Raw genomic sequence first — 26,998 nt, 5'->3', positions numbered from 1 at the left:
GGCGCTGTGACACAAATCCATGACCTGACCATGGTGGAACAGGCCGCCGCGATCCGCGCCCGGGACCTTTCCCCGGTGGAGCTCACCGACCACTACCTGGACCGGATCGAACGGCTGGACGCCCAGGTGGGGGCATACGTGACGGTCACCGCCGAGGCCGCCCGGGACCAGGCCGCGCGGGCGGCCGAGCGGGTGCTGCGGTGCGCCGACCCGGTGACGCTGCCACCGTTGCACGGAGTGCCGGTGCCGATCAAGGACCTGAACATGGTGCGGGGCGTGCGGATGATGCTCGGCTCGGCCGCGTTCGACGACCTGGTCGGGTTCGCCGACGACACCGTGGTCGTCCGGCTGCGGGAGGCGGGCACCGTGCTGCTCGGCAAGACCGCCACCCCCGAGTTCGGCCTTCCCTGCTACACGGAGACGGACGTGTCGCCTCCCGCCCGTACCCCCTGGGACCTGACCCGGTCGGCCGGCGGGTCCAGCGGCGGGGCCGCCGCCGCGGTCGCCGCCGGGCTGGCGCCGGCCGCCCAGGGCAGCGACGGGGGCGGGTCCATCCGCATCCCCAGCAGCGTGTGCGGGCTGTTCGGCATCAAGCCGACCCGGGGCCGGATCTCGCACGGCCCGATCAACCCCGACCTGTTCGGACTGGCCACCAACGGCCCCATCGCCCGTACGGTGCGCGACGCGGCCGCGCTGCTGGACGCGATGCACGGCCCGGAGCCGGGCGACCTGTACACCGCCCCGCCGCTGCCGCCCGGTGAGACGTTCGCCGGATACGCCGGCCGTGACCCCGGCAGGCTGCGGATCGCCCGGACCATCACCCCGGCCGTGCCCGGCGCCGAGGTCCACCCCGACTGCGTCGCCGCCTACGAGAAGACCTCGGTCCTGCTGGAGGAACTGGGCCACGAGGTGGTGGAGCTGCCCGTGCTGTTCGGCCCCGAGCTGGTGCCGGACTTCGAGCTGCTGTGGGGGGTCATGGCCACCCTCACGCCCGTCGACCCCGCCCGCGGGGACCGGCTGCTGCCGCTCACCCGCTGGCTGCGCGAGCGCGGCCATGCCGTGACCGGCCCCGAGCTGCTGATGGCGCAGGCCCGTTTCCAGGCGGCGATGCGCGCCGCGTTCCCGGTGATGAACGGGTTCGACGCCATCCTGTCGCCCACGCTGGCCCAGCCGCCGATGCCGGTCGGCCACTTCCACGACGCCGAGCCGGCGGAGAACTTCCACCGGCAGACCCGCTTCACCCCGTTCTGCGCCGTCTACAACGTGTCCGGCCAGCCCGCCGTCAACGTCCCGCTGCACTGGAACGCCGACGGCCTGCCGATCGGCGTGATGCTGGCCGGCCGCCTCGGCGGCGAGGGCACGCTGATCTCCCTGTCGGCCCAGCTGGAGGCCGCCCACCCTTGGCACGACCGACGCCCGCCGATCTGGGACGCCTGACCGACCGCCCGCGAACCGCAGTTGCCCAGGGGGATTCGCGGGCATGGATAGGGCCGTGGCTGACGAGCAACTGATCAGGCTGGCCCGGGGACACCGTGTCGGCACCGGATATGTCGACTGGCGCGGGCGCGAGGCGGCCGTGCCCCGCGACACCATCGTCGCGGTCCTGGCCGCGCTCGGCGTGGACGCGTCCACCCCGGCGGCCGTCCGGGCCGAGCTGGCCCGGCTGGAGGAGCGCGGGCGCACCCGCCTGCTGCCCCCGGTAGTCGTCTACCGGGCGGAGGACATCCCCGTCGACCGCCACCGGCGCGTCGGGACGCCCTCGGCGGAGGTTCCGCTCATGAGGCCGGACGAGATCGCCGTCCCGGCCTCCGCCGAGGGAATCACCGAGCTCTCCGTGACGCTGGCCGACGGCGAGACGGTGCAGCCGCTGCCCGCCGGTCACACGGGCGGCGGCAGGGGCGCACACACCACCTCCCACGAGACCTACCGGCTCCCTGAGGGGACACCGCCGGGCTGGCACCGGCTGCATGTGCGGCAGGGGTCGCGGGAGCAGAGTGCCGCGCTGCTGGTGGCCCCGTCCCGGCTGGGCAGGACGGCCCGTACCTGGGGCCTGATGGCCCAGCTCTACTCCGTGCGCTCCCGCGCCTCGTGGGCCATGGGCGACCTGCGGGACCTCGCGGACCTGGCCGCCTGGAGCGCCCGCGACCTCGGCGCGGACTTCGTGCTGGTCAACCCGCTGCACGCGGCCGAGCCCGCCCTACCGGTCAACCCGTCCCCCTACTCGCCGATGAGCCGCCGCTTCGCCGGCCCCCTCTACCTGCGGGTGGAGGACGTGCCCGAGTACGCGGCGCTGGGCCCCGCCGACCGCGAACGCGTCGACGCCCTGGCACGGCCGCTGCGCGAGAACGTCCACACCCTGGACGAGATCGACCGCAACAGGATCTGGGAGGCCAAACGCGCCGCGCTCGAACTCCTCCACCGGCAGCCGCGCGGCACCCGGCGGCAGCAGGAGTACGAGCGGTTCCGGGCACGGGAGGGCGACCCGCTCACCGCGTTCGCCACCTGGTGCGCGCTCGCCGAGGAGCACGGGTCCGACTGGCGGCGTTGGCCCGCCGAGCTGCAGGACCCGCACGGCCCCGCCGTGACGGCCGCCCGCGAACGCCTCGCCGGGCGCGTCGACTTCCACGCCTGGCTGCAGTGGCAGCTAGACGAGCAGCTCGCGGCGGCCCAGTCGGCCGCCCGCGCGTCGGGGATGGCGCTCGGCGTCGTCCACGATCTCGCCGTGGGAGTGGGCCAGGGCAGCGCCGACGCCTGGATCTACCGCTCCCTGTTCGCCCCCGGCATGAGCGTGGGCGCCCCTCCGGACGAGTTCAACCAGCGCGGCCAGGACTGGGGCCAGCCGCCCTGGCATCCCGAACGCCTCGCCGAGGCCGAGTACGCGCCGTACCGCAGCATGCTCGCCGCCGCACTGCGGCACGGGGGCGGGTTGCGCCTCGACCACGCCATGCAGGTCTCCCGCCTGTGGTGGGTGCCGGAGGGCTTCTCCCCGGCGGACGGCACCTACGTCGGCTACGACCGCAACGCGATGCTGTCGTGCCTGGTGTGGGAGGCCGCCCGCACCGGCGCGGTGGTCGTCGGCGAGGACCTGGGCACCGTCGAGCCCGAGGTCCGCGAGGACCTGGCGAGCCGCGGCATCCTCGGCACCTCCCTGCTGTGGTTCGAACGCGACCGCGAGGGCCGGCCGCGCCGCCCCGCCCAGTGGCGCGAGCCGTCCCTGGCCACGGTCGGCACTCACGACATGCCTCCGATCACCGGCTTCCTGCACGGCGACCACGTCGGGCTGCGCGAACGCCTCGGCCTGCTCACCCGCTCGGCCGCCGAGGAGGAGGCCGACCACCGGCGTCAGCTCACCGACTGGCTGGCCCTGCTCGCCGAGGAGGGCCTGCTGACCACCCGCCCGGACGAGATCCTGCGCGCCCTGGCCGCCGGCTCCACCGAGTACGACGAGGAGGTGGTCACCGCCCTGCACGCCCTGCTGGCCCGCACCCCCGCCCGGCTGGTGGGCATCGCTCTGGCCGACGCCGTGGGGGAGCGCCGCACCCAGAACCAGCCCGGCACCTCCGACGAATACCCCAACTGGCGCGTCCCCCTGGCCGACGCCAAGGGCCGCCCGGTCCTCCTGGACGACCTCCCCCTGGAACGCATCCACACCCTGCTCGCCCCCGTCCTCAAGAGGGGAGCCTCAGGAAGCCAGGACGGAGACGAGGCGGTGGGTGACGTCGCGCAGCAGGGTGCCGGGCGCGATGGGAGCCCCGGCGATCGCGGAGACCAGCGCGGGCAGGCCCGGTAGCGGATAGGAGTCCTGCCCGGCGTCGGCGAGGGCGGCCTCACCCAGCGGCTGCCGGCGCAGGGAGGCGCAGGCGCGGGCCCAGGCTTCCTCGACCTCCTCACAGGACGGGACGCCGAAGCCGTGGCCGACCGGGGCCGAGTGGCGCAGGCGTACCAGGGCGCTCTCGGTGAAGGTGTGGGCGAGTGTGCAGCGGGCGACCAGGGCGGCCCGTTCCTTGTCCTCCAGCCGGGTGATCACCGAGCAGGGGGTGCGGCACTCGGCTGCGCACACGCCGAGGGCCTGGGCCACCTGGCTGTGCTGGCGGTCCAGGTAGGCCCGCCAGCCGGCGGCCGGCTCACGGGCCACCCGCAGGGACCGCGCACACGCCGACCGCTCGGCCTGGGTGTGGCCACAGCGGCGCGGGGCGTCCGGGTCGAGCGCCGTTCCGAACCGGCTGTCGGGCCCGGTGACCGCGGCGGGCAGCAGCGCCGGGTCGGCGGCATGGCCCAGCACCGGCTCCCAGGCCAGCACCGGCAGGTACTCGGAGACGATGTGGATCACCCCCACCAGCGCCGCCATCTCCCGCCGGCGCCAGTGGATCCCGATGACCTCCAGCAGCAGCGCGTACCCGGGGTGCAGGGTGGCCAGCGCGCCGCGCGGGCGCTCGCGCGGCGACTGCGGCATCCGGCTGGCCCGCGCCCGGTCCAGCAGGTCGACCGGGACCTCGCCGGCGGCCTCCGGCATGCCGAAGTCCTCGGCGTCCAGCTCCAGCACGCGCTGCCCGAACGCGCATAGCGCCGCCACCCGGGCGGCCGCCTCCGGGGGCAGGGCCCGGCCCGCCAGCGCGCCCAGATCACCGAAGGCGTACCGGCGGGCCAGCGCCCCGAGCAGATCCTGTGCAGACTCCACCGCGGTCAGCCCGCGGAGGCGTCCTTGGCGCGGGCACGCAGCGCGCGGCCGACGCCGTCACGGCCCTCCAGCAGCAGCCGGCGCAGCGCGGGCGGCGGATCGCCGGCCTCGATGTAGGCGTCGGTGCGGGCCACCGTGGACTGGTCGATCACCAGGAACGGGTAGGCCAGCTCGGCGAACGTCTGGGCCATGTCGCTGCTCCACTCCGCCCAGAGGCGCCCCACTTCGGAGAAGTAGCCGTCCACGTAGGGCATGAGCAGGTCGACCTGCTCGGGCTCCACGAAGCCGCCCAGCGTGGCGCGGAACACCGCGTTGGGCAGCTCGCCGCCGATGATGCGGGCCCAGGCGTCGGCCTTGGCCTCGGTGGTGGGGATGGCGGCCTTGCAGGCGGCGGCGTGCCGCTCGCCGGCGGCGGTGGCGTCCCGCGCGTACTCGTCGTCGATCTCGGCCGGACCCGCCGCGCCGGTCACCACCAGCCGCCGCAGCAGCCCCCACCGCAGCTCGGTGTCGACGGTCAGGCCCTCCAGCGCCTGGGTGCCCTCCAGCAGGCCCCGCACGAACGCCAGGTGCTCGTTGGAGGTGGCCACGGCCGCGAACGCCTGGACGTAGCACAGCTGGAAGTCCGAGCCGGGCTCGGCCTCCTGCGCCAGTTCGAGCAGCGCGTCGGCCATCACCTGCAGGCCGGTCGTCCGCCAGGCCGGGTCGGCGTACTGGTGCACGGCGGTGCGCGCCTGCCGCAGCAGCGTCTGCGTCACCGAGATGTCGGTGACGCCGCGGATGCCCGACAGCACCAGCCGGACGTAGTCGCGGGTGGCCATCTCGGCGTCGCGGGTCATGTCCCAGGCCGCCGACCAGCACAGCGCCCGGGGCAGGCCGTCGCGGACGTCGCCGATGCCCTCGACGAGGGTGCGCAGCGAGTGCTCGTCGAGCCGGATCTTGGCGTAGGTCAGGTCGTCGTCGTTGACCAGCACCAGGTCCGGGCGGCGCTCGCCGACCAGCTCGGGGACGTCGGTGCGCTCGCCGACCACGTCCAGCTCCACCCGCCTGCGCCGGACGATGCCCTCGCCGGTGCGGTCGTACAGGCCGATCGCCACCCGGTGCGAGCGCAGCGTCGGATAGTCGGGCTTGGCCTCCTGCAGCACCGTGAAGGAGGTGAACGTGCCGTCGCCGTCGGTCTCGTAGACCGGCCGCAGCGTGTTGACCCCGGCGGTCTCCAGCCACTCCTTGGACCAGGACGTCAGGTCGCGCCCGGAGGTCTCCTCCAGCGGGCCGAGCAGGTCGTCCAGGACGGTGTTGCCCCAGGCGTGCTGGTCGAAGTAGCGGCGGACCCCCTCCAGGAAGTTGTCGCGCCCCACGTAGGCGACCAGCTGCTTGAGCACGCTGGCGCCCTTGGCGTAGGTGATGCCGTCGAAGTTGACCTCGACCGCCTGGATGTCGGGGATGTCGGCGGAGATGGGGTGCGTGGAGGGCAGCTGGTCCTGGCGGTAGGCCCAGGCCTTCTCGGCGTTGGCGAAGGTCGTCCAGGCGCCCTTCCACCGGGTGGCCTCGGCCTGGCACAGCACGCTCATGTAGGTGGCGAACGACTCGTTCAGCCACAGGTCGTCCCACCAGCGCATGGTGACCAGGTCGCCGAACCACATGTGCGCCATCTCGTGCAGGATCGTCTCGGCACGCCGCTCGTAGGCGGCATCGGTGACCCGCGACCGGAAGACGTAGTCCTCCAGGAACGTGACACACCCGGCGTTCTCCATGGCGCCGGCGTTGAACTCCGGCACGAACAGCTGGTCGTACTTGGCGAACGGGTAGGGCCGGGCGAACACCTCCTCGAAGAACGCGAAACCCTGCCGGGTGACGTCGATGATGGCGTCGGCGTCCAGGTGCTCGGCCAGCGAGGCCCGGCAGAACACGCCCAGCGGGATCGCCGAGCCGTCCGGGCGGCGGTACTCGTCGCGGACCACGTGATACGGCCCGGCCACCAGCGCGGTGATGTAAGTGGAGACCCGGGGAGTCGGCGCGAAGGTCCAGCGGCCCTCGCCGACGGCCTCCGGCGCCTCGTTGGTGATCACCTCCCAGCCCTCGGGGGCCAGCACCGACAGCTGGAAGGTCGCCTTGAGGTCCGGCTGGTCGAAACAGGTGAACATGCGGTGCGCGTCGGCGGTCTCGAACTGGGTGTACAGGTACACCTGCCGGTCCACCGGGTCGACGAAACGGTGCAGGCCCTCGCCGGAGCGCGAGTACCGGCAGTCGGCGACCACCCGCAGCTCGTTGTCGGCGGCCAGCTCGGGCAGCGGGATACGGCCCTTGCCGGCGTCGTAGGTCGCCGGGTCCAGCGCCCGGTCGTTGAGCACGATCTCGCGCACCTCGGCGCCGTGCAGATCGATGAACGTGGACGCGCCGGGCTCACCGCAGCCGAATCGGATCACGGTGGTGGATCCGAACCGCTCGTCGCCGGTCGTCAGATCCAGATCCACCTCGTAGGACTCGACGGCGAGCAGTCGGGCACGTTCCCGCGCCTCGTCGCGCGTGAGGTTGCCTGCCACATCCACTCCTTGAAGTCGGTTAACCGCTCGTCCATGTCTATCAACCGGCCCTCGGCGGTGTCGCCCGGAGAGGGCGGAACGGGAATTGCCCGGCGGCGGCTCCGGTTGTCCCCGACGGACATATGCCGACCTCGCGACTGGAGGCTTGCAGTGACGCAGGACCGTACCCCCGTGGACTTCTGGTTCGACCCTCTGTGCCCGTGGGCATGGATCACCTCGCGTTGGATCCACGAGGTGGCCGCCCTCCGGCCGATCGAGCCGCGGTGGCACGTGATGAGCCTGTCCGTGCTGAACGAGGACAAGGACGTTCCGGAGCAGTACCGGCAGATGATCGCCGAAGGCTGGGGGCCGGTGCGGGTGTGCATCGCCGCCGAGCAGAAGTACGGCTCCCAGGTCCTCGGCGATCTCTACACCGAGCTGGGCGTCCGGCGCCACCACCAGCGGCTCCCGTTCAACCGGGAGACCATCGAGGCGGCGCTGACGGCGGCCGGGCTGGACCCCGAGCTGGCGGCGGCGGCCGACTCCACCGAGTACGACGACGCGGTCCGCGCCTCCCACAAGGACGGCATCGACCGGGTGGGGCAGGAGGTCGGCACCCCGGTGATCGAGGTGAACGACGTGGCCTTCTTCGGCCCGGTCGTCACCCCGATCCCGCGCGGTGAGGAGGCGGTCAAGCTCTGGGACGGCGTGCTCGCGGTCGCCGGGACCAAGGGCTTCTTCGAGCTGAAGAGGACGAGGACCGCAGACCCTAGCTTCACCTGAGGGCTGCCCACGGCCGAGCCCATGGACGGCGTCCTGGCAGTGGCCTCGACGCCGGTGGATCACCCCGCATGTGCGGGGACGAACACTCGAAGGTGGGATCTTCGGTCCTTGTCCGCGGAACATCCCCGCATGTGCGGGGCCGAGGACTCGGCCGTGGGCGGCGCCGAATCTATCAGCGTGACGGTTTGAATGCACACCGTGAGCATTAGTTGCGACATGTTTGCAATTACCAGATATATGCCGCCAAACTGGGCCTCATGGCAGGTTCGGTGAGGAAGGTGGCGCAGTGCACGTACCTGACGGGTTCTTCGACGCCCCGGTATCGATAGGGGCGGGCGTCGTCGCGGCCGCGGGCATCGCGGTCAGCCTGCGCGGCGCCCGCCGAGAACTGGACGACCGCACCGCGCCGTTGGCGGGGCTGAGCGCGGCGTTCGTGTTCGCCGCCCAGATGATCAACTTTCCGGTGGCGGCCGGCACCAGCGGACACCTGATGGGCGGTGCGCTGGCGGCGATCCTGGTGGGGCCGTACGCCGGAGTGCTGTGCATCTCAGTGGTGCTGCTGGTGCAGATGCTGTTCGCCGACGGCGGGGTGAGCGCGTACGGGATCAACGTCACGCTCATGGCCCTCGTCGGCGTGCTGGTGGGCTACGGGGTCTTCCGTCTGGTGACCGCGGCGCTCCCCGGGAGCGTTCCCGCCAAGGCCAAGGTGACGGCGGCCGCCTTCCTGGGGGCGCTGGCGTCGGTGCCGGCCTCGGCGCTGACGTTCGTCGGGCTCTACGCGCTGGGCGGCACCGCCGACCTGTCGCTGGGCGCCGTGCTGACCGCGATGCTCGGCGTCCACCTGCTGATCGGCATCGGGGAAGGCGTGATCACCGCCTTGACCGTCGGCACCGTCGCGGCCGTCCGACCCGACCTGGTGTACGCGCTGCGCGGCGAGCGCACGCCGCTGGAGATCCGCAGCCCCCGTCCGGCGGAGGTGTGAACGCGATGACGACCGGTAACAGGCGTTTCCTGCTGGCCTTCCTGCTGGCCTTCCTGCTGGTCGCCCTGGTGGTGGCCGGGGTGGTGAGCTTCTACGCCAGCGGCGACCCCGACGGGCTGAGCAAGGTCGCCGAGGACAAGGGCTTCGCCGCCCAGGAGGAGGACCACGCGCTCAAGGACTCCCCGCTGGGCGACTACGGCGTCAAGGGCGTGGAGAACGAGCGGCTGTCCGGCGGCCTGGCCGGGGTCATCGGGGTCGGCCTGACCGCGGCGGTCGGCGGCGGGCTGTTCTGGGCGGTGCGCCGCCGGCCCCGAGCCACCCCGTCCGGCGACGTTCCCGCGGGGTCGAGCGAACGCCGATGACGGGGCTCGGGCACCGGCTGCACCGGCCGGGGAGCACGCCGGTCCACCGGCTGCCGCCGCAGTGCAAGCTGGTGGCGACGGCGGCGTTCGTGCTGGCGGTCGTGTGCACGCCGCGTGAGGCGGTGTGGGCGTTCGGCGGCTTCGCGCTCCTGCTGGCCGCCGTCGCGGCGCTGGCCCGGGTGACGCCCGGGTTCCTGGTGCGGCGCATGGCCGTCGAGGTGCCGTTCGTGGCGTTCGCGGTGCTGCTGCCGTTCGTGGCGCGCGGGCCCCGCGTCGAGGTGCTCGGGCTGGCGTTGAGCCAGAGCGGGCTGTGGTCGGCGTGGAACATCCTGGCCAAGGCCAGCCTGGGCACCGCCGCGTCCGTCCTGCTGGCCGCCACCACCGAGCCACGCCAGTTGCTGCTGGGTCTGGAACGGCTGCGGCTGCCGCCCCTGCTGGTGCAGATCGCGACGTTCATGCTCCGCTACGCGGACGTGATCGTGGGGGAGATGCGGCGGATGAGGCTGGCGCGGGCCGCCCGCGGCTTCGACGGGCGCGACGTGCGCGCGTTCGGGGTGCTGGCCCGCTCGGCGGGCGCGCTGTTCCTGCGGTCCTACGAACGGGGCGAACGCGTCTACCTGGCGATGCTGAGCCGCGGCTACGACGGCCGGATGCCCGTCTTGAACGAGATCGCCGCCACCCGCGCCCAGTGGGCGGTCGCCGCCGTGCTCCCCGTGGCGGCCGTCCTGGTCGCCTCGGGTGCTTGGATGGTGGGATGACCCCGTCCCTTGAGGTGAGCGGCCTGGCCTACGCCTATCCCGATGGCACGCAGGCGCTGTACGGCGTGGACGTCACCATCGGCAAGGGCGAGCGGGTCGCTCTGCTGGGCCCCAACGGCGCCGGCAAGACCACCCTGGTGCTGCACCTGAACGGCATCCTGCACGGCGGGCTGGGCACCGTGCGGGTCGGCGGGCTCACCGTGGACCCCAAGGACCGCAAGGGGCTGCGGGAGATCCGGCGGCGGGTCGGCATCGTCTTCCAGGACCCCGACGACCAGCTTTTCATGCCCACCGTCCGCGAGGACGTCGCGTTCGGCCCGGCCAACCTGGGCGTCGGCGGCGCCGAGCTGGAGCGGCGGGTCGAGACCGCACTCGCCCGGGTCGGCATGTTGGAGGTGGCCGACCGGCCCCCGCAGCACCTGAGCTTCGGCCAGCGGCGGCGGGTGGCGGTGGCCACCGTGCTGGCCATGGAGCCGGAGATCCTCGTGCTGGACGAGCCCTCCTCCAACCTCGACCCGGCCGGGCGCCGGGAGCTGGCCGAGATCCTGCTCGGTCTGGACGTGACCATGCTGATGGTCACCCACGATCTGCCGTACGCGGCCGAGCTGTGCCCCCGTTCCCTGGTGCTGTCCGGCGGGGTGATCGCCGCGGACGGCCCGACACCGGAGGTGCTGGGCGACGAGGCCCTGCTGCGCGCCCACCGCCTCGAACTGCCCTACGGCTTCGACCCCGCCTTCTTCGCCCGCCGCTGACCCCTCGCGACCATCCGCCTGCGCGTCCGGGCATCCCGCCCGCGTGCCCGGTCAGGCGTTCGCCCGTGCCGTCCAGGTGCCCGGCCGTGTGCCTGCCCGTGTGCCCGGTCAGGCGTCCGCCCACGTGTCCGCCCGCATATCTGCCTATGTGTCCGCCCGTGTGTCCGCCGCTGTCCGCTCGTTCAGGGGCTGTTGCGTGCGGCGGGGGCCGGTTGCGGGATTCTCCTCACCCGGGCGACCGCCCCCGGTAGGCTCATCCTTCCAAACATGGGAACGGTTTTCATATCCAGATCGGGAGGAAGCTCATGAAGGTGGCGTTCGTCGGCAAGGGCGGCAGCGGCAAGACCACCCTGTCGTCGCTGTTCATCCGGCATCTGGCCGGGCGGGGGCTGCCGGTGGTGGCCATCGACGCCGACATCAACCAGCATCTGGGCGTGGCCCTGGGACTCGACGAGGGGCGGGCCGCCAAGCTCCCGGCGATGGGCGACCACCTCACCGAGATCAAGGACCATCTGCGTGGCGACAACCCGCGGATCGGCTCGGCCGCCGTCATGGTCAAGACCACCCCGCCCGGCCGGGGCTCCCGGCTGCTGCGGATCGGCGGCGACGATCCGGTGCACGCCCTCGGCGAGCCGGTGGATGGGGCGACGCTGCTGGTCACCGGACCGTTCAACGACGACGACCTGGGCGTGGCCTGCTACCACTCCAAGACCGGAGCGGTCGAGCTCTATCTCAACCACCTGGTCGACGGGCCGGGGGAGTACGTGGTGGTCGACATGACCGCGGGCGCCGACACCTTCGCCTCCGGCCTGTTCACCCGGTTCGACCTGATGTTCCTGGTCGCCGAGCCCACCCGCAAGGGTGTGGGCGTCTACCGGCAGTACACCGAGTACGCCGCCGACTACGACGTGGCGATCAAGGTGGTGGGCAACAAGGTGCAGGGTGAGCAGGACGTGGCCTACCTGCGCGAGCACGTCGGTGACGACCTGCTGACCTGGCTGGGTCAGTCCGCCGCCGTACGGGCGATGGAGCAGGGCCGTGACGGGATCGCGCTGGAGGAGGCCAACGAGGCCGCGCTGGAGCGGATGCTCCAGGCGGTGGACGCCTGCGCCAAGGACTGGGCGAAGTTTCACCGGCAGGCCGTGGAGTTCCACATCAAGAACGCCCGGAGCTGGGCCAACCGAGCCGTGGGCGAGGACCTGGAGGCGCAGATCGACCCCGGCTTCCCCCTGGCCTCTACCATCTGACCCTTCTTCGCGGAGGGTGGGGGTCCGGGGGGAGGCGGCGGCGGGGACCTGAAAGACTGCGGGACATGCGCGTCTACCTTGGATCCGACCACGCGGGCTTCGAGTTGAAGCAGCACCTCATCGGCTGGCTGACCGACAACGGCCATGACCCGGTCGACTGCGGGCCGCAGGTCTACGACGCCGTCGACGACTACCCGCCGTTCGTGCTGCGGGCGGCCGAGCGCACCGCGGCCGACTCCGGCTCGTTCGGGATCGTGCTCGGCGGCTCCGGCAACGGCGAGGCGATCGCCGCCAACAAGGTCAAGGGCATCCGCGCGGCCCTGGTGTGGAGCGAGGAGATCGCGATCCTGGCCCGCGAGCACAACGACGCCAACGTGATCAGCATCGGCGCCCGCCAGCACGACACCGCCGCCGCCATCCGGTTCGTGGAGATCTTCCTGAACACGCCCTACTCCAAGGAGGAGCGGCACACCCGGCGGATCGACATGCTCACCGAGTACGAGGACACCGGAGAGCTGCCGCCGCTGCCCTAGCGTGTCGCACCGGAGCTCAGCCGGGCCTGTCGGCGGGCCTGCAAGCGGGTCTAGCGGCGCTTGGCACCGCGTTTACCGAGCCGCCGCCGCTCGTTCTTGGACAGCTCGCGGGATTTGGGGAGCTTGGGGGGCTCGGCGGGCCCGTCCGGTGCGGGCTCCTCGCCCTCGGCCCGCGGCCGGGACACGTCCCTGGCCCGCATCGCGGCGTCCACCGTGATCCGCATTCCCGGCTGACTCATCGCGTCACCTCCATCACTCCATCATGCCGCTCCCGTGCGGGCGGGTCACTCACCGGACGTCGCCGAAACGCCACAACACGTCATCCCTGGCGCGGATTCCCGCCGGAGGGGGTGGTTGCTGGGTACAGTGCCGGAGATGCTTCAACGTCTGGTCCACCTTCTGCCGCCGAGGGTGCGCGCCTTCCTGCGCCGCATCCCCGTTCTCGTGCGGTTCTACCAGTGGCTCAGACGAGGCAGGCTGACCCGCGAACGCTACATGTTCGTCGTGCTGGCCCTGGTGGCCGTCGGCCTGGGCTTCAGCGCCACCTGGTCGGAGGCGTGGGCGCCGTCCGGGGCGCTGGTGCTGACCGTGCTCGCCGGCGGGCTACTGCTGCGGGTGCGCAGCCTGGTGGCGCTGCTCGGCGTGGTGGCGGTGATGCTCGGGTACGACATGTGGCAGTTGAGCGTCGCCAAGGTCGGCCCCGGCATGATCGCCACCGTGGTCATCACGGCGGTGCTGGCGCTGACCCTGGCCCGTACCCGCCAGCAGCTCGGCGTGCAGGGTCTGCGCGGCGAGTACATGCTGCTGGAGCTGCGCGACCGGCTGCGCAGGCAGGGCGAGATGCCGCCGCTGCCGCCCGGCTGGGGAGCCCAGGTGGTGCTGTTGCAGGCCGGGGGCTCCTCCTTCGGCGGCGACTTCGTGGTCTCCTCCTGCGACGGCAAGACGCTGGAGGTGGCGCTGGTGGACGTCTCCGGCAAGGGCGTCGACGCCGGGACACGGGCGCTGATGCTGTCGGGGGCTTTCGGTGGGCTCCTTGGATCGATCCAGCCGGACCGTTTCCTGCCCTCGTGCAACGACTACCTGCACCGGCAGCGCTGGGACGAGGGGTTCGTGACCGCGGTGCACCTGGTGCTGGACCTGACCACCGGGGACTATGTGGTCGAGTCCGCCGGGCACCCGCCGACCGCCCAGTTCGACTCCACCGTCGGCACCTGGCAGGTCAACTCGGCCAAGGGCGTGGTGCTGGGCGTGGTGCCCGAGCTGCGCTGCGAGCCCGAGCGGGGGACGCTGCGCTCCGGCGACGCGCTGCTGCTGTACACCGACGGGCTGGTCGAGGCGCCCGGCCAGGACCTGGACGCCGGGATCGACCGGCTGCTGACCGAGGCCGAGCGGCTGGTGCCGCAGGGTTTCGGCAAGGGCGCCAAGGAACTGGTGGAGACCATGGCCGCCGCCCGCGACGACGACTGCGCCCTGGTGCTGATCTGGCGCCGCTGACGGCACCTGATCCCGGGGCGCTGGAAACGTGATCGTCACCTCGATGTAGCACGGGATGAACTCGCGCCCGGCACAGTAGAGAACAGGTCACCGAGCCGGCCCCCTCCCCGGAGGGGACGGAACGGGGCCGCGCCGGCAGACCGGCCCGGTTCGTCGTCGAACGGGATCCTCCTCGACGTACGAAGACGAACGGCCGGCGGAAGGCGCGGTGGACCGCCGTCCGTGCAAGCGGTACCCCAGGGGTGGGAGGTTCCGCTTGCACGGACGCGTGTCCGTGGACCGGTCCCGGCGGGACGGACGGTCCTCGGGACGGACGGTCCTCTGGGCGCCGGCCTTCGATCCGGGGCCGGATCCAGGTTTCGCCGGGCAATGCCTCGGTTACAACAAGCTCTGCTGATTCTTTGTAATTTCAGCCGGCCAACCCCCCGCGGAGGACACGGTCATCGGCGAGGGAGGGTTGACGACGCGTGGCGGAGGACGAGCGGCGGCATGCCTCTCGGCGGTCTGTCCAGTGGCGGCTGACCTTCATCGCCACGGGGATCGTGGGCCTGGTCATGTGCCTGGGCCTGCTGGTCCTCTTCGGGGTCATGCACAGGCAGATCATGGGGGAGCTGCGGGAGCGCGGGACCGTCGCGGTGCGGCAGGTCGCCGACACGGCCCGGCGCGGCCCTCCACCCCCGGAGATGGTCTCCCGGGTGTTCGGGTTCTTCATGCTGCAGATCGCCGACGACCAGGGCCGGGTGATCGCCAGCAGCCCGGCGCTGCGCGGCCGCCCGCTGGTGGACGATGTTCGGCCCGGCCGGGAGGGCCGGCCGGTGCGGCGGGTCGTGCATGTGCCGGGCCAGTCCACCCCGCTGTACGTCGTCGCCGAGCGGGTGAACACCCCGGACGGACCGCGGATCGCGCTGGCCGCGGCCTCGATGCGGGAGGTGGAGCAGTTCCGGCGGGTCTTCAGCCTGGTCGCCGGGGCGATGCTCCCGCTGGTGCTGGGCCTGGTGGGGTGGACCGTGTGGGTCTCGGTCGGCCATGCGCTGCGGCCGTTCGCGCTGATGCGCCGCGAGCTGGCGCAGATCACCGGCGGCTGCATGGGTCGGCGGGTGACCGTGCCCGACACCGACGACGAGGTGGCCGACCTGGCCCGGTCGGTCAACATCACCCTGGAGCGGTTGCAGCGGTTCGTGGAGGCACAGCGCGGGTTCGTCGCCGACGTCTCGCACGAGCTGCGCAGCCCGCTGACCGGGCTGCGCGCCCAGCTGGAGGTGGCCCTGGCCCACCCGGATGATGAGGACTGGCCGGCGGTGGCGCGGGCGGCGCTGGCCGATGCCGACCGGCTGCAGCGGATCGTCACCGACGTGTTGATGCTGGCCAGGCTGGACGCCGGGGTGCGTTCCGAACGCGGGCCGGTCGACCTGGGCGAGCTGGCCCGCGCCGAGGCCACCGACCGGCCCCGCAAGGTCCCGGTGCACGTCCACGTACACGACGTCGCGCGTCCGCTGATCGTCTACGCCAGCCGCACCCAGCTGGTGCGGGTGCTGACCAACCTGCTGGACAACGCCGAACGGCACGCCAGCTCGGAGATCCGCATCTCGGTCTACCGGGACGGCGAGGAGGCCGTCCTGGAGGTCGCCGACGACGGCTCCGGCATCCCGCTCAAGGACCGGGATCGGGTGTTCCAGCGGTTCCAGCGGTTGCCGGAGAGCCGTCAGCGCGACGCGCACGGCAGCGGGCTGGGCCTGCCGATCGCCCGGGACATCGTCAACGCCCACGGCGGCACCCTCGTCATCGGCGACAGCGAGCAGGGCGGTGCGCTGCTGGTCCTGCGGCTGCCCCTCAAAGAGACAGGCCGGTCAGAATCATGACCTTCTCGTAGGTGAAGTCCTCCATCGCCGAGCGCAGCCCCTCGCGGCCCACCCCCGACTCCTTGACCCCGCCGTACGGCATCTGGTCGGCTCGGTAGGACGGCACGTCGCCGATGACCACGCCGCCGACCTCCAGCTGTCGGCCGGCCTGGAACGCCACGTCCAGCGAGCGGGTGAACACGCCCGCCTGCAGCCCGTAACGGGAGGCGTTGACCAGCTCGAACGCCTCGTCCAGCCCGTCGAACGGCTGCACGATCAGCACCGGCCCGAAGACCTCCTCGCAGGAGACCCGGGCGTCGGCGGGCACGCCGGCCAGCACGGTCGGCGCGTAGGCGGCGCCGTCGCGGACGCCGCCGGTCAGTACCTCGGCCCCGCCCTCGACGGCCTCCTTCACCCACGTCTCGACCCGCTCGGCGGCGTCCACGCTGATCAGCGGGCCGACCTGGGTGGTGTCCTGCCACGGGTCCCCGGTGACCAGCCCCTCGACCGCGGCGACGAGCCTGGGCACGAACTCCTCGTACGCCTCGCGGGCCACGTACACCCGCTGCACCGCGATACAGCTCTGCCCGGCCTGGTAGTTGGAGAACAGCCCGAGGCGGGCGGCGGCGTGGTCGAGGTCGGCGTCGGCGCAGACCACGGCCGCGGCGTTGCCGCCGAGTTCCAGCGTCACGTGCTTGCGCGGCACCCGATCCTTGATCGCCCAGCCCACCGGGCCGGACCCGGTGAACGACACCACCGGCAGCCGCGGGTCCTCCACCAGGGCGGAGGCGCGGTCGTTGGGCACCGGAAGCACCGAGAACATCCCCTCGGGAAGCTCGGTCTCGGCCAGGATCTCGCCCAGCAGCAGCGCCGACAGCGGGGTGGCCGGGGCGGGCTTGACGAGCACCGGGGCGCCCACCGCGATGGCCGGGGCGACCTTGTGCGCGGTCAGGTTGAGCGGGAAGTTGAACGGCGTGATCGCCAGCACCGGGCCGTGCGGCACCCGGGTGACGTAGGCCAGCCGCCCGGCGGCGGCGGGCTCGGTGTCCAGCCGCTGGGTGTGGCCGCTCCACCGGCGGGTCTCCTCGGCGGCGAACCGGAACGTCGAGACGGCCCGGGCCACCTCGCCGCGCGCCCACAGCAGTGGCTTGCCGTTCTCCCCGGTGATCAGCCGGGCGATCTCCTCGGCGCGTTCGGCCAGCCGCCGGGCGACGTGCGCCAGGGCCTCGGCCCGCACGTGCAGGGGCAGCGCGGCGGCCTGGGCGCGCACCGCGTGGGCGGCGGCCACCGCCTCCTCGACCTGCTGTTGCGTCGGCACCGACGCGGCACCGACGACACGGCCGTCATAGGGGTGGGTCACGACGATCTCGCCGTCGCCGGTCGCCGGCCGTCCGGCCAGCCAGAAGGGGCTCACCTGGGTCATGCCCTCCACGCTATCCGCGCACCGCCCTCCGGTGGCCGTCCACAGTGTCCAACCGGGGGCCGCCGGCAGTCCGCGGTGGACACCGTTCAGCGGGCCGGGAGGGTGAGCGCGATCCACAGCTCGGCGCGGACCCCGGGGTCGTCCAGGTCACGGCCGAGGATCTCGGCGGCTCTGCGCATGCGGTGGCGCAGCGTGTGCCGGTGGACGCCCAGGTTGCGCGCGGCCGTCTCGCCCTGCCCGTTGGCGGCCAGGTAGGCGTGCAGGGAACGGACGAGCTGGGGGTCCTCGGCGCGCAGCGGCGCCAGCAGCGCGTCGGCGAACCCGCGGGCGGCCTGCGGGTCGAGCAGCCCGTGCACGCCCTGTCCGGGCAGTTCCCCGTACCGCAGCACCGCCGGACCGTCGCGGCGCAGCCGCCGGGCCGCCGCCAGCGCCCGCTCGGCCTCGGTCAGCGCGCCGTCCAGGGCGTCCGGCGCGGCGGGCCCGCTGACCCCGACCGGGCCGGTGGCCGCGGCCGTGGCGATCACCTGCTCGGCCTGCCCGTCCGCGACGATCACCACCGCGCCGTCCGGCCGTTCCAGCGCCAGGCAGCGCTCGGCGAACGGCCCGGCGTCCAGCGCGTCCAGCACCGCCCGCCCGCCCGCGCAGGCCAGCACCCGGACCGGGAACCGGGGCAGGCCGGGCAGCCCGGGGCCGGGCTCCTCGCCCAGCAGCAGCCCGGCCAGCGCGGCGCGCAGCGCCCGGCCGGGCGGGGAGGACTCCGAACGCAGCGTCAGCAGCGAGGCCGCCGCCCCGACGATGGTGTGCGCAACCGGCGGCAGCGGCTCGGCCGTGCCCACCGCGAGGAACCCGCGGGGCCGCCCGGCCACGCCGATGCCCTGGATCACCACGTGGAAGTCCCGGCCCGACAGCGCCGCGCTGGCGCCCCCGCCGCGCAGCCGGTCGAGCTCTCCGGCGAGTTCGGTGGCCTGCTCGCGGGCGCCGTCGGGCGCGGCGTGCCGGACGGCGCCGTCGGGGTCGAGCAGCAGCGCCCAGCCGCCGAGCTCGCGGGCCAGCCGGGCGATCAGCGCCTGCGGCCCCTTGAGTGCGGCGCCGGTCAGCTTGCGCTGGGCCTGGAAAGCGCGGGTGACGGCCTCGTACCGCTCGGCCGCCAGCATCCGCGACACCGCCTTGCCGATCGCGATGAACGGCGTCCTGCGCGGCACCTCCACCAGCGGCAGGCCGTGCGCGGCGGCCGAGTCGACCAGCTCCCCGGGGACGGACGGGTGCCCGAGCCCCACCCCGAAGCCCAGACCCGCCACCTCGCGCCGCACCAGCCGGGCCACGTACGGCTCGGCGCCCGCGGCGTCCAGCCGCATCCCGGTGGTGAGCAGCAGTTCGCCGCCCTCCAGGAAGGGGGTGGGGTCCTCCAGCTCGCTGACCGCCACCCAGCACACCTCGGCGGTCAGCGCGTCCGGCGCGCCGGTCAGGATCCGCAGGTCCAGCTGGGGCAGCGCGGCGACCGCCGCGAGGGTGGGGGGCACGTCTCTCCACAGTGTCTAATCGGACGGCGGCCAATGGACGGCATGTACGGTTCAGCCTAAGCGGTTTCCGGCTTATGGTCGCGCCATGACCAGCGAATACACCGCCGGCGTGTCCGAGCTGCCGCAGGAGCGCCGCCTCGTCACCGAGATCCCCGGTCCCCGTTCCCGGGAGCTGCAGCAGCGGCGTGTCGGCGCGGTGCCGCCCGGCGTGGGCAGCACGCTGCCGGTCTACGTCACCGACGCGGGCGGCGGCGTGCTCGTGGACGTGGACGGCAACTCGCTGATCGACTTCGGCTCCGGCATCGCGGTCACCAACGTCGGCAACGCCAACCCCCGGGTGGCCGGGCGGGTGCGCGAGCAGGCCGGCCGGTTCACCCACACCTGCTTCATGGTCACCCCGTACGAGTCGTACGTGGCGGTGTGCGAGGCCCTCAACCGGCTCACCCCCGGCGACCACGACAAGCGCTCGATCCTGGTCAACAGCGGCGCCGAGGCGGTGGAGAACGCCGTCAAGATCGCCCGGTACGCCACCGGGCGGCCCGCCGTGGTGGTCTTCGACCACGGCTACCACGGCCGCACGCTGCTCACCATGACGCTGACCGCCAAGAACATGCCCTACAAGCACCGGTTCGGCCCGTACGCGCCCGAGGTCTACCGGATGCCGCTGGCCTACCCGTATCGCTGGCCGACCGGCCCGGACAACTGCGGCCCCGAGGCGGCGGCGCAGGCCATCGACCAGATCACCAAGCAGATCGGCGCCGACAACGTGGCCGCCGTGGTGATCGAGCCGATCGCCGGTGAGGGCGGCTTCATCGAGCCGGCCCCCGGCTTCCTGCCCGCGCTGGCCGAGTTCTGCCGGGCCAACGGGATCCTGCTGGTGGCCGACGAGGTGCAGACCGGTTTCGCCCGCACCGGCGACCTGTTCGCCTGCGAGCACGAGGGCGTGGTGCCCGACCTGGTCACCACCGCCAAGGGCATCGCCGGCGGGCTGCCGCTGGCCGCCGTCACCGGCCGCGCCGACATCATGGACAAGGTCCACCCCGGCGGCCTCGGCGGCACCTACGGCGGCAACCCGCTGGCCTGCGAGGCCGCGCTGGCCGTCCTGGCGGAGATCGAGGAGGGCAAGCTGGTCGAGCGGGCCCGCCGCATCGGCGAGATCATGCTGCCCCGGCTGCGCGACCTGGCCGCCCGCCACCCGCAGATCGGCGACGTCCGCGGCCGCGGCGCCATGATCGCCATCGAACTGGTCCGCCCCGGCACCAAGGACCCCGACCCGGACCTGACCGCCCGGATCGTCCGCCACTGCCACCAGTCCGGCCTGCTGGTTCTGACCGCCGGCACCTACGGCAACGTCCTGCGCTTCCTGCCGCCCCTGGTCATCCCCGAGCACCTCCTGAACGAGGGCCTGGACATCCTCACCGAGGCCCTCGAAGCCACCACCCAGAGCTGACCCGCCCCCCACCGAGCCGCCGCCCCGGCCAACGACGTCCGGGGCGGCCATCGACCCGCTCGCCCGAAACGGGCCGCACCACATGCGGTGAGGCTCACTCGCACGGAACCCCTCTGGGAGCCGGTCCTCTCTCAGTGAGCGGATTGGGCCGGTTCGGTGGCGGTCAGGTTGTAGAGGGTGGCGAGCAGGTCGTAGGAGCGGAGACGGTCGGTGTGGTCGTAGACGCTGGTCGTGACCATGACCTCGTCGGCGTCGGTGGCCTTGATGAGGGTGTCCATCTGGGTGCGGACGGTGTCGGGGCCGCCTACGACCTGGGTGGAGAGGCGGTGGTCGATGAGGTCGCGTTCCAGGGGGGTGTACGGGTGGGCGGCGGCCTCCTCTGGGGAGGGCAGGGGGCCGGGGTGGCCCTGGCGGAGTCGTAGGAACTGCAGGGCCTGGGGGCGGGCCAGTTCCCTGGCCCGCTCGTCGGTGTCGGCGGCCGTCACCGAGACCGCGATCATCGCGTACGGGCGTTCCAGGTCGGCCGAGGGACGGAACGACTCGCGGTACAGCTCCAGGGCGGGCAGGGTGTTCTCCGCGCTGAAGTGGTGGGCGAACGCGAACGGCAGGCCCAGCAGCCCTGCCAGACGGGCGCTGAAGCCGCTGGAGCCCAGCAGCCATATCGGGGGCCGGTTGCCGGCGGCCGGGGTGACGGGGCTGTGCTCGTCAAAGTAGCGCTGCAGTTCGATGACCTGCTCGGGGAAGTCGTCGGCCGACAGCGGGGAGGTCGAGCGGCGCAGCGCCTGGGCGGTGGCGGGGTCGGTGCCGGGGGCGCGGCCCAAGCCCAGGTCGATCCGCCCCGGATACAGGGCCTCCAGGGTGCCGAACTGCTCGGCCACCACCAGGGGCGCGTGGTTGGGGAGCATCACCCCGCCCGACCCGACCCGGATCCGTGATGTGGCGGCGGCCACCTGCCCGATCAGCACGGACGTGGCCGAGCTGGCGATGCCGGGCATGTTGTGGTGCTCGGCCAGCCAGTAGCGGGTGTACCCCAGCCGTTCGGTGTGCCGCGCCAGGTCGAGGGTGTTGCGCAGGGCCTGTGCCGAGGTGGAGCCGCTGACCACGGGGGCCAGGTCGAGAACGGAGAACGGAATGCTCATGACCGGTGATAACCGGCGGGCGCGTGGCCGTCTTCCCGATCGGCCACGCGCCCGCCGCGTCCGGTGCGGTCAGTCGCGCAGCCGCAGGCCGACGATCACCGGGTCGTGGTCGGAGGACCGGTAGGCGTCGGGCCGGTACAGTGACGGCGGGTTGTACTCGGTGTTGTAGTCGAGGATGTTGGGCTCGTCGGCGTTGATGTGCCAGATCGTGGCGCCGGTGACCCGCCGGGCCAGGGACGGCCCGGCCAGCGCGTGGTCGAGTTCGCCGGACTGGCCGTCGAACACGTAGCTGTAGCGCCGCCGCTCGGCGACGAAGCGCTCGGTCTGGCTGGTCAGGCCGGCCGCCTCCAGCGTCTTGATCGGGTCCTCCTCGCCGTAGGCGTTCAGGTCGCCGATCACCAGCGGGTTCGGCACGTCGGCGGCCAGCGCGGCGATCGCCTGGGCCTGCTTGACGCGCTTGGCGTTCCAGCAGCTCTGCCCGTCGCCCTGGTCGGCGTCGGGGCCGGTGGCCTCGTCGCAGCCCTTGGACTTGAAGTGGTTGACGAGCACGGTGAACGACTCGCCGCCGGAGACGCGCCGGAAGGTCTGCACCAGGGGCGGCCGGTCGAAGATCGGATCGGCCGACGACCGGGCCTCGCCCACCGGCTCGACCGCGCCGGTCCGGTAGATCAGCGCGACGTGGATCTCGTCGGTGCCGGGGTCGGGGTGCCGCACCCACGAGTAGGTGCCCGCGCCCACCACGGAGTTGAGCCGGTCGACCAGCGCCTTGACGGCGGTGTCGCCGTTGTTCTCGACCTCCATCAGGCCGACCACGTCGGAGTCCAGGCCCTGGAGGGCGGCGACCAGCTTGGTGATCTGGCGCTCCTGCTCCTGCGGGGTGTCGGCGCCGCGCCGGTCCAGCGTGGTGAACCAGTTGAGGGTGTTGAACGACGCCACCTTCACGTTGGCCGTCCCGACCGAGCCGGGGGCGGCCGGGCGCGGGTTCTCCCGCTGGAAGGTCACCGGCCGGGTGGGCTGGAGCCGGTACCGGCTGAAGCCGTAGCTCAGCACGCCGGTCAGCCCGCTGACGGTGTCGCCGAGCCGCACCGCCTCAGGCGAGGTGTAGGGGACGGACGGCGGGTTCTCCCGGTTGGAGCCGTCGTCGATCAGCAGCCGCTGACGGTCGTTGAGGGCCTGCGAGACGCCGGGCCGGTCGGTCGGCTGGAACAGCCGCCCGTCTCCGGCCACCGTCACCTCGCCGTACCGCCCGAGCTGGTAGTGCTCGGTGGCGGTGAGCCGCTCGGGGAAGGTGACCAGCATGTTCTCCAGCGGCTCGAACGTGACGTCCGCCGGGCGCGGCAGGTGCTGGAAGCTGGGCAGGATCGTGCCGGTGCCGCACACGTCCACGGCGGTGACGGGCGACAGCTCGGTCAGCCCGTTGAACTCGATGGCCCGGCCGGTGACCAGTACCCGGTCGCCGACCTTCACGTCGCCCAGGCCGGGGCCCGCGAACGCGAACAGGCCCTCGGAGGTCGCCGGGTCGTCGTCGGGGGTCGGGTCCTGGAGGTAGAAGCCGCCGAGCTGGTCGCCGCGCTGGAAGTCGCCGGTGACGATGCCTTCGACGCGTACGGTGCGCCCGGACAGGGGGGTGCTGCCGCCGGTGCCCTGGACCTCGGCGATCTGGTGCGTCGCCGGGGTGACGCAGTCCGGCTCCCGGGCGGGTCCGCAGGGCGTCTTGGCGCTGCCGGTGTTGCGGGGCGCGGGGTCGGCGACTGTGAAGTCGGCGGCGTTGTCGTCGGTGTCGGCGCACCCGCCGGACGCGCGGACGACGGCACTGCTGTTGGACGGGGCGGGGGCCGGGCCCGCGCCCTCGTGGAAGTTGGCGTTGCCGTACCCGACCAGGTCGGCGATCTGTGCCTGCTGCGTCTCGGTGCAGGGCGCCGACCCGCCGTTGCAGGCCAGGCCCTGGGTGGAGCGCACCAGTGCGACCTTGCCGCCGGTGGCCCCCATCGCGATCGAGCCGGTGACGTCGGCGGGCGGCAGTGGCGCGCCGTTGGCGCCGCCGGCCATCTGGATCAGCAGGTACTGGCCCGGCTCCAGCGTCCCGGTGACGTTGACCCTGTTGGCGGCGAAGTGCCCGGTGCCGGTCGCGCTGGTGTACTGCACCGACCAGCCGGCCAGCTCGACGGGGGAGGAGCTGCGGTTGAACAGCTCGACGAAGTCATGGGTGAGCGGAGCGCCGGTGTTGCCGCCGCCTCCGTAGACGGTGCTGATCACGACGTCGCCCGGGGCCGCCTGGGCGCCGGTGGCGCCGAGGCCGACGAGAAGGCCGGCGGCGAGGGCGGCCGACAGGGCCGCCGCGGTGCGGGCTGCTGGAGTTCGGGGCATGCGCGCGAGAGTAGGCACCGTGGATCACCGGGCGGAAGAACCGTTCGTGAACCCTCAATCAATTTGTGATTGATCGCCGGATTCGACGGGCTTGCGGAGATTTGCCGGGTGGTCGTGTCGGTCATGGAGGACCCTGGACCGGTGCTGCCGCGGGCTGACGCCGCGTACCCGCTTGAACGCCGCGCTGAGCGCGAACGGGCCGGCGTACCCCACCTGCCGGGCCACCGAGCCCACGGTGGCGTCCGGCTCGCGCAGCAGGTCGGCGGCCAGTGCCAGCCGCCAGCCGGTCAAGTACGCCATCGGCGGCTCGCCGACCAGTGCGGTGAAGCGGCGGGCCAGGGCGGCGCGGGACACGCCCGCCTCGGCCGCCAGCGAGGCCACCGTCCACGGGCGCGCCGGGTCGTTGTGCAGCATCCGCAGCGCCCGGCCCACCACGGGGTCGGAATGCGCCCGGTACCAGGCCGGGGCCGCCGCTTCCCGCCGGGCGAACCAGGCCCGCAGCACCGTGATGAGCAGCAGGTCCAGCAGCCGGTCCAGCATGACCTCCTGGCCGGGCTCGTCCCTGGCCATCTCCGCGGCGAGCAGTGTCACCAGCGGTGAGTCCAGTGCCTCGCCGGGCAGCACCAGCAGCGCGGGCAGCGCGTCCAGTAGCCGCCCGCCGATCTCACCGCTCATCTGGTAGGTCCCGACCAGCATCTGGTGCGCGGCGTCCGGGCCGGTGCCCCAGGTTCGCACGCCCAGCAGCATCTCGTCGTACAGGTCCCGCCCGTCCGGGGTCGCGCAGCGCCCGCCGGGGTGGATGACGATGCCAGGCGGTGTGGCCGGATCGTCGGCCACCGTGTACGGGTCCGGCCCCCGCGCGATCATCACGTCCCCGGCGCGGGCCTGGACCGGCTCGCCCTCGTCCGGCATCGCCCAGGCATGTCCGCGCAGCACCACCATCAGCGTGAGCGGCGCCCTGTCCTGGATCCGCAGCCCCCAGGGCGGATCCAGGGCGGTCCGCAGCAGGAAGGCCCCCCGTGCCCTCGGCCCGTCCAGCAGGCCCGCCAGCGCGTCCATGATCCGAGTGTAGACGCTTGCGTATGGAAGAGAGCTTTTCGGCCATGGCTCGTCTCACCCGCCGCCGCTTCACTGGAGGGCATGGCAGACAACGACGTGACCCTGGTCCTCGGCGGCACCGGCAAGACCGGCCGCCGCATAACGCAACGGCTCAAGGCCCGTGGCGTGCCGGTACGGATCGGCTCCCGCTCCGCCGAGCCCCCCTTCGACTGGGAGGACCCCGCCGGCTGGGCGCCCGCCCTGCACGACGTCGGAGCGGCCTACGTGTCGTACTTCCCCGACCTGGCCGTCCCGCAGGCGCCCGCGGCGATCGAAGCGTTCACCGAGGCCGCGGCGGAGGCGGGCGTGCGGCGGCTGGTGCTGCTGTCCGGCCGGGGCGAGGAGATGGCCCAGCAGTGCGAGCGGATCGTGCGCCACGGCGGCGCCGAATGGACGATCGTCCGCGCGAGCTGGTTCGCCCAGAACTTCAGCGAGGGCGAACTGCTGGGCTCGGTCCTCGGCGGCGAACTGGTCGTCCCGTCGGGAACCGCGCCGGAGCCGTACATCGACGCCGAGGACATCGCCGATGTGGCGGTGGCGGCCCTCACCGAGGACGGCCATGCGGGTCGCCTCTACGAGGTCACCGGCCCCCGCCTGCTGACCTTCACCGACGTCGTCACGGAACTGTCCGCGGCGACCGGGCGTGACATCCGCCTGACCCAGGTCCCGCCGGACGAGTACTCGGACGTCCTCAAGGGAGCCGGCGTCCCCGCCGAGTACGTCGACTTCCTGACCTACCTGTTCGTGACCGTCATGGACGGCCGCAACTCCCACCTTGAGGACGGCGTACGGCAGGCACTGGGCCGCGCCCCCCGGGATTTCACCGACTACGCTCGCTCGGCCGCCGCCACCGGCGTGTGGGACGTGTCCTGACCGAGACGCCCGCCCCTGCGGCACCACGGCCGCGGGGGCCGCCCTTCCCCCTGGAGACGTGATGTTGAAGCTGTTCCAGACCCTTTCCCTGATCTCGGCCACGACGACGATGGGCCTGATGGCCGGGTTGTTCGCGGCATTCTCCTACTCCGTCATGCCCGGCCTGGGGCGCACCGAGGACCGGGTGTTCGTCGAGGCGATGCAGCGGATCAACGCGGCGATCCTGAACGGCTGGTTCGCCGTCGGATTCGCCGGTGCGATCGTCTGCACCGGCCTGGCCGCCGCCCTGCATCTGGGCTCTGGCCATCGTGCCGTGCTGCCGTGGCTCATCGCCGCGTTCGTGCTGTACGCGGCGGTGCTGGTCATCACGTTCGCCGTCAACGTCCCGCTCAACAACGCCCTCGACGCGGCCGGTGACGTGGACCGCATCCCCGACCTGGCCGCCGTGCGCGCCGCCTTCGAGACCAGGTGGGTCCGCTGGAACGTCGTCCGCGCCGTCCTGTGCACCGCCGCCCTCGCCTGCCTGGCCTGGTCCTTGATCCGCTACGGCCGCACCCTGTGACCGTGCTCGCGGCGGTCAGGGCGTGGGCGGCGCCAGCAGCGCGGCCAGGGCCGCCGCGAAGCGGTGCTCGTCGATGTCGGCGGGAGGGTGACCGAAGAACTCCCGCGCCAGGTGGTAGCCGGTGAGGGCGGACACCACGACGGCCAGCGTGGCGTGCGGGTCGTCGGACAGCAGCCGTGTCCCCAGGTCCCCGCTCAGGTGGGCGGCCTCCTCGGAGATCCCCTCGTCCAGCAGCACACCGCCGATCTTGTCGGCCAGTTCGGGGAACCGCGTGTGCTCGCGCGCCAGCAGCGCGATGAGCGGCCGGACCGCGGTCAGGTAGGCGAGTTGCTGCCGGAAGCGGCGGGCCAGCACCTCCTGCGGGTCGCCGGTGACCGGACCTCGCTCGAACGTGCGGCGGTGCTCTTGGGCACGTTCCAATTCGCGTTCGAACACGGCGGTGAACACCTCCTCCTTGGAACGGAAGTGCCGGTAGAAGCTGCCGCTGCCGGGGGACAGCCCGGCCGCCGCCTCGATGTCGGTGACGGCCGTTCCGCCGAAGCCGTGCCGCATGATCAGCGCCAGGGCGGCGTCGAGGATTCGCTCGCGCGTCGTGGAGGTCACTGCCGCAAGATAGCTCT

23 protein-coding genes are annotated in these 26,998 nt (G+C 72.9%); 14 read left to right on the top strand and 9 right to left on the bottom strand.

The genetic code is table 11. The annotated features are described in order from the left end of the window. Positions 1–6: 6 nt before the first annotated feature. Both C4U03_RS16900 and malQ read left to right on the top strand, forming a co-directional pair. Positions 7–1,437: an amidase gene (locus tag C4U03_RS16900; protein ID WP_103938736.1), complete on the top strand. Its 1,431-nt coding sequence runs from the start codon at positions 7–9 to the stop codon at positions 1,435–1,437. 55 nt (positions 1,438–1,492) lie between these two features. Beyond that, entirely contained in the window at positions 1,493–3,790 is a 2,298-nt protein-coding gene (gene malQ / locus C4U03_RS16895; RefSeq protein ID WP_235017916.1) for a 4-alpha-glucanotransferase, read from the top strand. On the opposite strand, the gene C4U03_RS16890 is transcribed toward malQ, so the two are convergent. Beyond that, positions 3,683–4,678 carry a hypothetical protein gene (locus C4U03_RS16890; RefSeq protein ID WP_103938734.1) on the bottom strand — a complete coding sequence of 332 codons (996 nt, stop codon included), beginning with the start codon at positions 4,676–4,678 and terminating at the stop codon, positions 3,683–3,685. The two genes, malQ and C4U03_RS16890, sit on opposite strands and share 108 nt — an antisense overlap. A gap of 5 nt (positions 4,679–4,683) precedes the next feature. Continuing rightward, complete coding sequence (gene pepN, locus C4U03_RS16885) at positions 4,684–7,218, bottom strand: aminopeptidase N (RefSeq protein WP_103938733.1); 2,535 nt, start codon at positions 7,216–7,218, stop codon at positions 4,684–4,686. A 150-nt stretch (positions 7,219–7,368) separates the two neighbouring features. Here pepN and C4U03_RS16880 point away from each other — a divergent pair, with 150 nt between their 5' ends. The 7 genes from C4U03_RS16880 to C4U03_RS16855 all read left to right on the top strand — a co-directional run bounded on the left by C4U03_RS16880 (position 7,369) and on the right by C4U03_RS16855 (position 12,614). Continuing rightward, entirely contained in the window at positions 7,369–7,980 is a 612-nt protein-coding gene (locus C4U03_RS16880) for a DsbA family oxidoreductase (protein ID WP_103938732.1), read from the top strand. Between the two features lie 286 nt (positions 7,981–8,266). Further along, positions 8,267–8,962, top strand: a complete 696-nt coding sequence (locus C4U03_RS16875; protein ID WP_200827283.1) for an energy-coupling factor ABC transporter permease — start codon at positions 8,267–8,269, stop codon at positions 8,960–8,962. Between the two features lie 5 nt (positions 8,963–8,967). Further along, positions 8,968–9,324, top strand: a complete 357-nt coding sequence (locus C4U03_RS41160) for a PDGLE domain-containing protein (protein WP_200827282.1) — start codon at positions 8,968–8,970, stop codon at positions 9,322–9,324. Beyond that, positions 9,321–10,082, top strand: a complete 762-nt coding sequence (cbiQ, locus tag C4U03_RS16870; protein WP_103938731.1) for a cobalt ECF transporter T component CbiQ — start codon at positions 9,321–9,323, stop codon at positions 10,080–10,082. The genes C4U03_RS41160 and cbiQ overlap by 4 nt, the downstream gene beginning before the upstream one ends. Continuing rightward, complete coding sequence (locus C4U03_RS16865) at positions 10,079–10,834, top strand: energy-coupling factor ABC transporter ATP-binding protein (protein WP_103938730.1); 756 nt, start codon at positions 10,079–10,081, stop codon at positions 10,832–10,834. Before cbiQ ends, C4U03_RS16865 begins: the two co-directional genes overlap by 4 nt. A gap of 305 nt (positions 10,835–11,139) precedes the next feature. Continuing rightward, the gene (locus C4U03_RS16860) at positions 11,140–12,081 is read left to right on the top strand and encodes an ATP-binding protein (RefSeq protein ID WP_103938729.1); all 942 of its coding nucleotides are present in this window, start codon (positions 11,140–11,142) and stop codon (positions 12,079–12,081) included. Between the two features lie 65 nt (positions 12,082–12,146). Next, positions 12,147–12,614 carry a ribose-5-phosphate isomerase gene (locus C4U03_RS16855; RefSeq protein WP_103938728.1) on the top strand — a complete coding sequence of 156 codons (468 nt, stop codon included), beginning with the start codon at positions 12,147–12,149 and terminating at the stop codon, positions 12,612–12,614. Positions 12,615–12,664: 50 nt separating this feature from the next. Here C4U03_RS16855 and C4U03_RS39975 read toward each other — a convergent pair whose 3' ends face one another. Next, the gene (locus C4U03_RS39975) at positions 12,665–12,853 is read right to left on the bottom strand and encodes a hypothetical protein (RefSeq protein ID WP_146087419.1); all 189 of its coding nucleotides are present in this window, start codon (positions 12,851–12,853) and stop codon (positions 12,665–12,667) included. A gap of 136 nt (positions 12,854–12,989) precedes the next feature. On the opposite strand from C4U03_RS39975, the gene C4U03_RS16850 reads away from it, so the two are divergent. After that, entirely contained in the window at positions 12,990–14,108 is a 1,119-nt protein-coding gene (locus tag C4U03_RS16850; RefSeq protein ID WP_200827281.1) for a PP2C family protein-serine/threonine phosphatase, read from the top strand. Between the two features lie 467 nt (positions 14,109–14,575). Continuing rightward, complete coding sequence (locus C4U03_RS16845; RefSeq protein ID WP_103938727.1) at positions 14,576–15,967, top strand: sensor histidine kinase; 1,392 nt, start codon at positions 14,576–14,578, stop codon at positions 15,965–15,967. Here C4U03_RS16845 and C4U03_RS16840 read toward each other — a convergent pair. After that, the gene (locus C4U03_RS16840) at positions 15,939–17,369 is read right to left on the bottom strand and encodes an aldehyde dehydrogenase family protein (protein WP_103938726.1); all 1,431 of its coding nucleotides are present in this window, start codon (positions 17,367–17,369) and stop codon (positions 15,939–15,941) included. The genes C4U03_RS16845 and C4U03_RS16840 overlap by 29 nt on opposite strands. Before the next feature lie 86 nt (positions 17,370–17,455). Continuing rightward, complete coding sequence (locus tag C4U03_RS16835) at positions 17,456–18,889, bottom strand: PucR family transcriptional regulator (protein WP_103938725.1); 1,434 nt, start codon at positions 18,887–18,889, stop codon at positions 17,456–17,458. Positions 18,890–18,974: 85 nt separating this feature from the next. Between C4U03_RS16835 and gabT the strand changes: the two genes are divergently transcribed. Continuing rightward, positions 18,975–20,339: a 4-aminobutyrate--2-oxoglutarate transaminase gene (gabT, locus tag C4U03_RS16830; protein WP_103938724.1), complete on the top strand. Its 1,365-nt coding sequence runs from the start codon at positions 18,975–18,977 to the stop codon at positions 20,337–20,339. Positions 20,340–20,470: 131 nt separating this feature from the next. Here gabT and C4U03_RS16825 read toward each other — a convergent pair whose 3' ends face one another. The 3 genes from C4U03_RS16825 to C4U03_RS16815 form a co-directional block, all read right to left on the bottom strand. Next, positions 20,471–21,478: an LLM class flavin-dependent oxidoreductase gene (locus C4U03_RS16825; RefSeq protein ID WP_103938723.1), complete on the bottom strand. Its 1,008-nt coding sequence runs from the start codon at positions 21,476–21,478 to the stop codon at positions 20,471–20,473. Between the two features lie 69 nt (positions 21,479–21,547). Then, positions 21,548–23,845 (bottom strand): ExeM/NucH family extracellular endonuclease, encoded by a 2,298-nt coding sequence (locus C4U03_RS16820; RefSeq protein ID WP_103938722.1) that lies wholly within the window; start codon positions 23,843–23,845, stop codon positions 21,548–21,550. Positions 23,846–23,899: 54 nt separating this feature from the next. After that, on the bottom strand, positions 23,900–24,904 hold the full coding sequence (locus tag C4U03_RS16815; protein WP_103938721.1) for an AraC family transcriptional regulator: 1,005 nt from the start codon (positions 24,902–24,904) through the stop codon (positions 23,900–23,902). Between the two features lie 81 nt (positions 24,905–24,985). On the opposite strand from C4U03_RS16815, the gene C4U03_RS16810 reads away from it, so the two are divergent. Next, positions 24,986–25,816: an NAD(P)H-binding protein gene (locus tag C4U03_RS16810; RefSeq protein WP_103938720.1), complete on the top strand. Its 831-nt coding sequence runs from the start codon at positions 24,986–24,988 to the stop codon at positions 25,814–25,816. Between the two features lie 61 nt (positions 25,817–25,877). Further along, entirely contained in the window at positions 25,878–26,378 is a 501-nt protein-coding gene (locus tag C4U03_RS16805) for an anthrone oxygenase family protein (RefSeq protein ID WP_200827280.1), read from the top strand. Positions 26,379–26,393: 15 nt separating this feature from the next. On the opposite strand, the gene C4U03_RS16800 is transcribed toward C4U03_RS16805, so the two are convergent. Beyond that, positions 26,394–26,981, bottom strand: a complete 588-nt coding sequence (locus C4U03_RS16800) for a TetR/AcrR family transcriptional regulator (RefSeq protein WP_160147020.1) — start codon at positions 26,979–26,981, stop codon at positions 26,394–26,396. Positions 26,982–26,998 lie beyond the last annotated feature (17 nt).

It is taken from the genome of Thermomonospora echinospora (assembly GCF_900108175.1).
Taxonomy (GTDB): Bacteria; Actinomycetota; Actinomycetes; order Streptosporangiales; family Streptosporangiaceae; genus Thermomonospora; species Thermomonospora echinospora.
The sequence above is the reverse complement of the archived record's forward strand: the minus strand, read 5'-3'. Positions and strand labels throughout refer to the sequence as shown.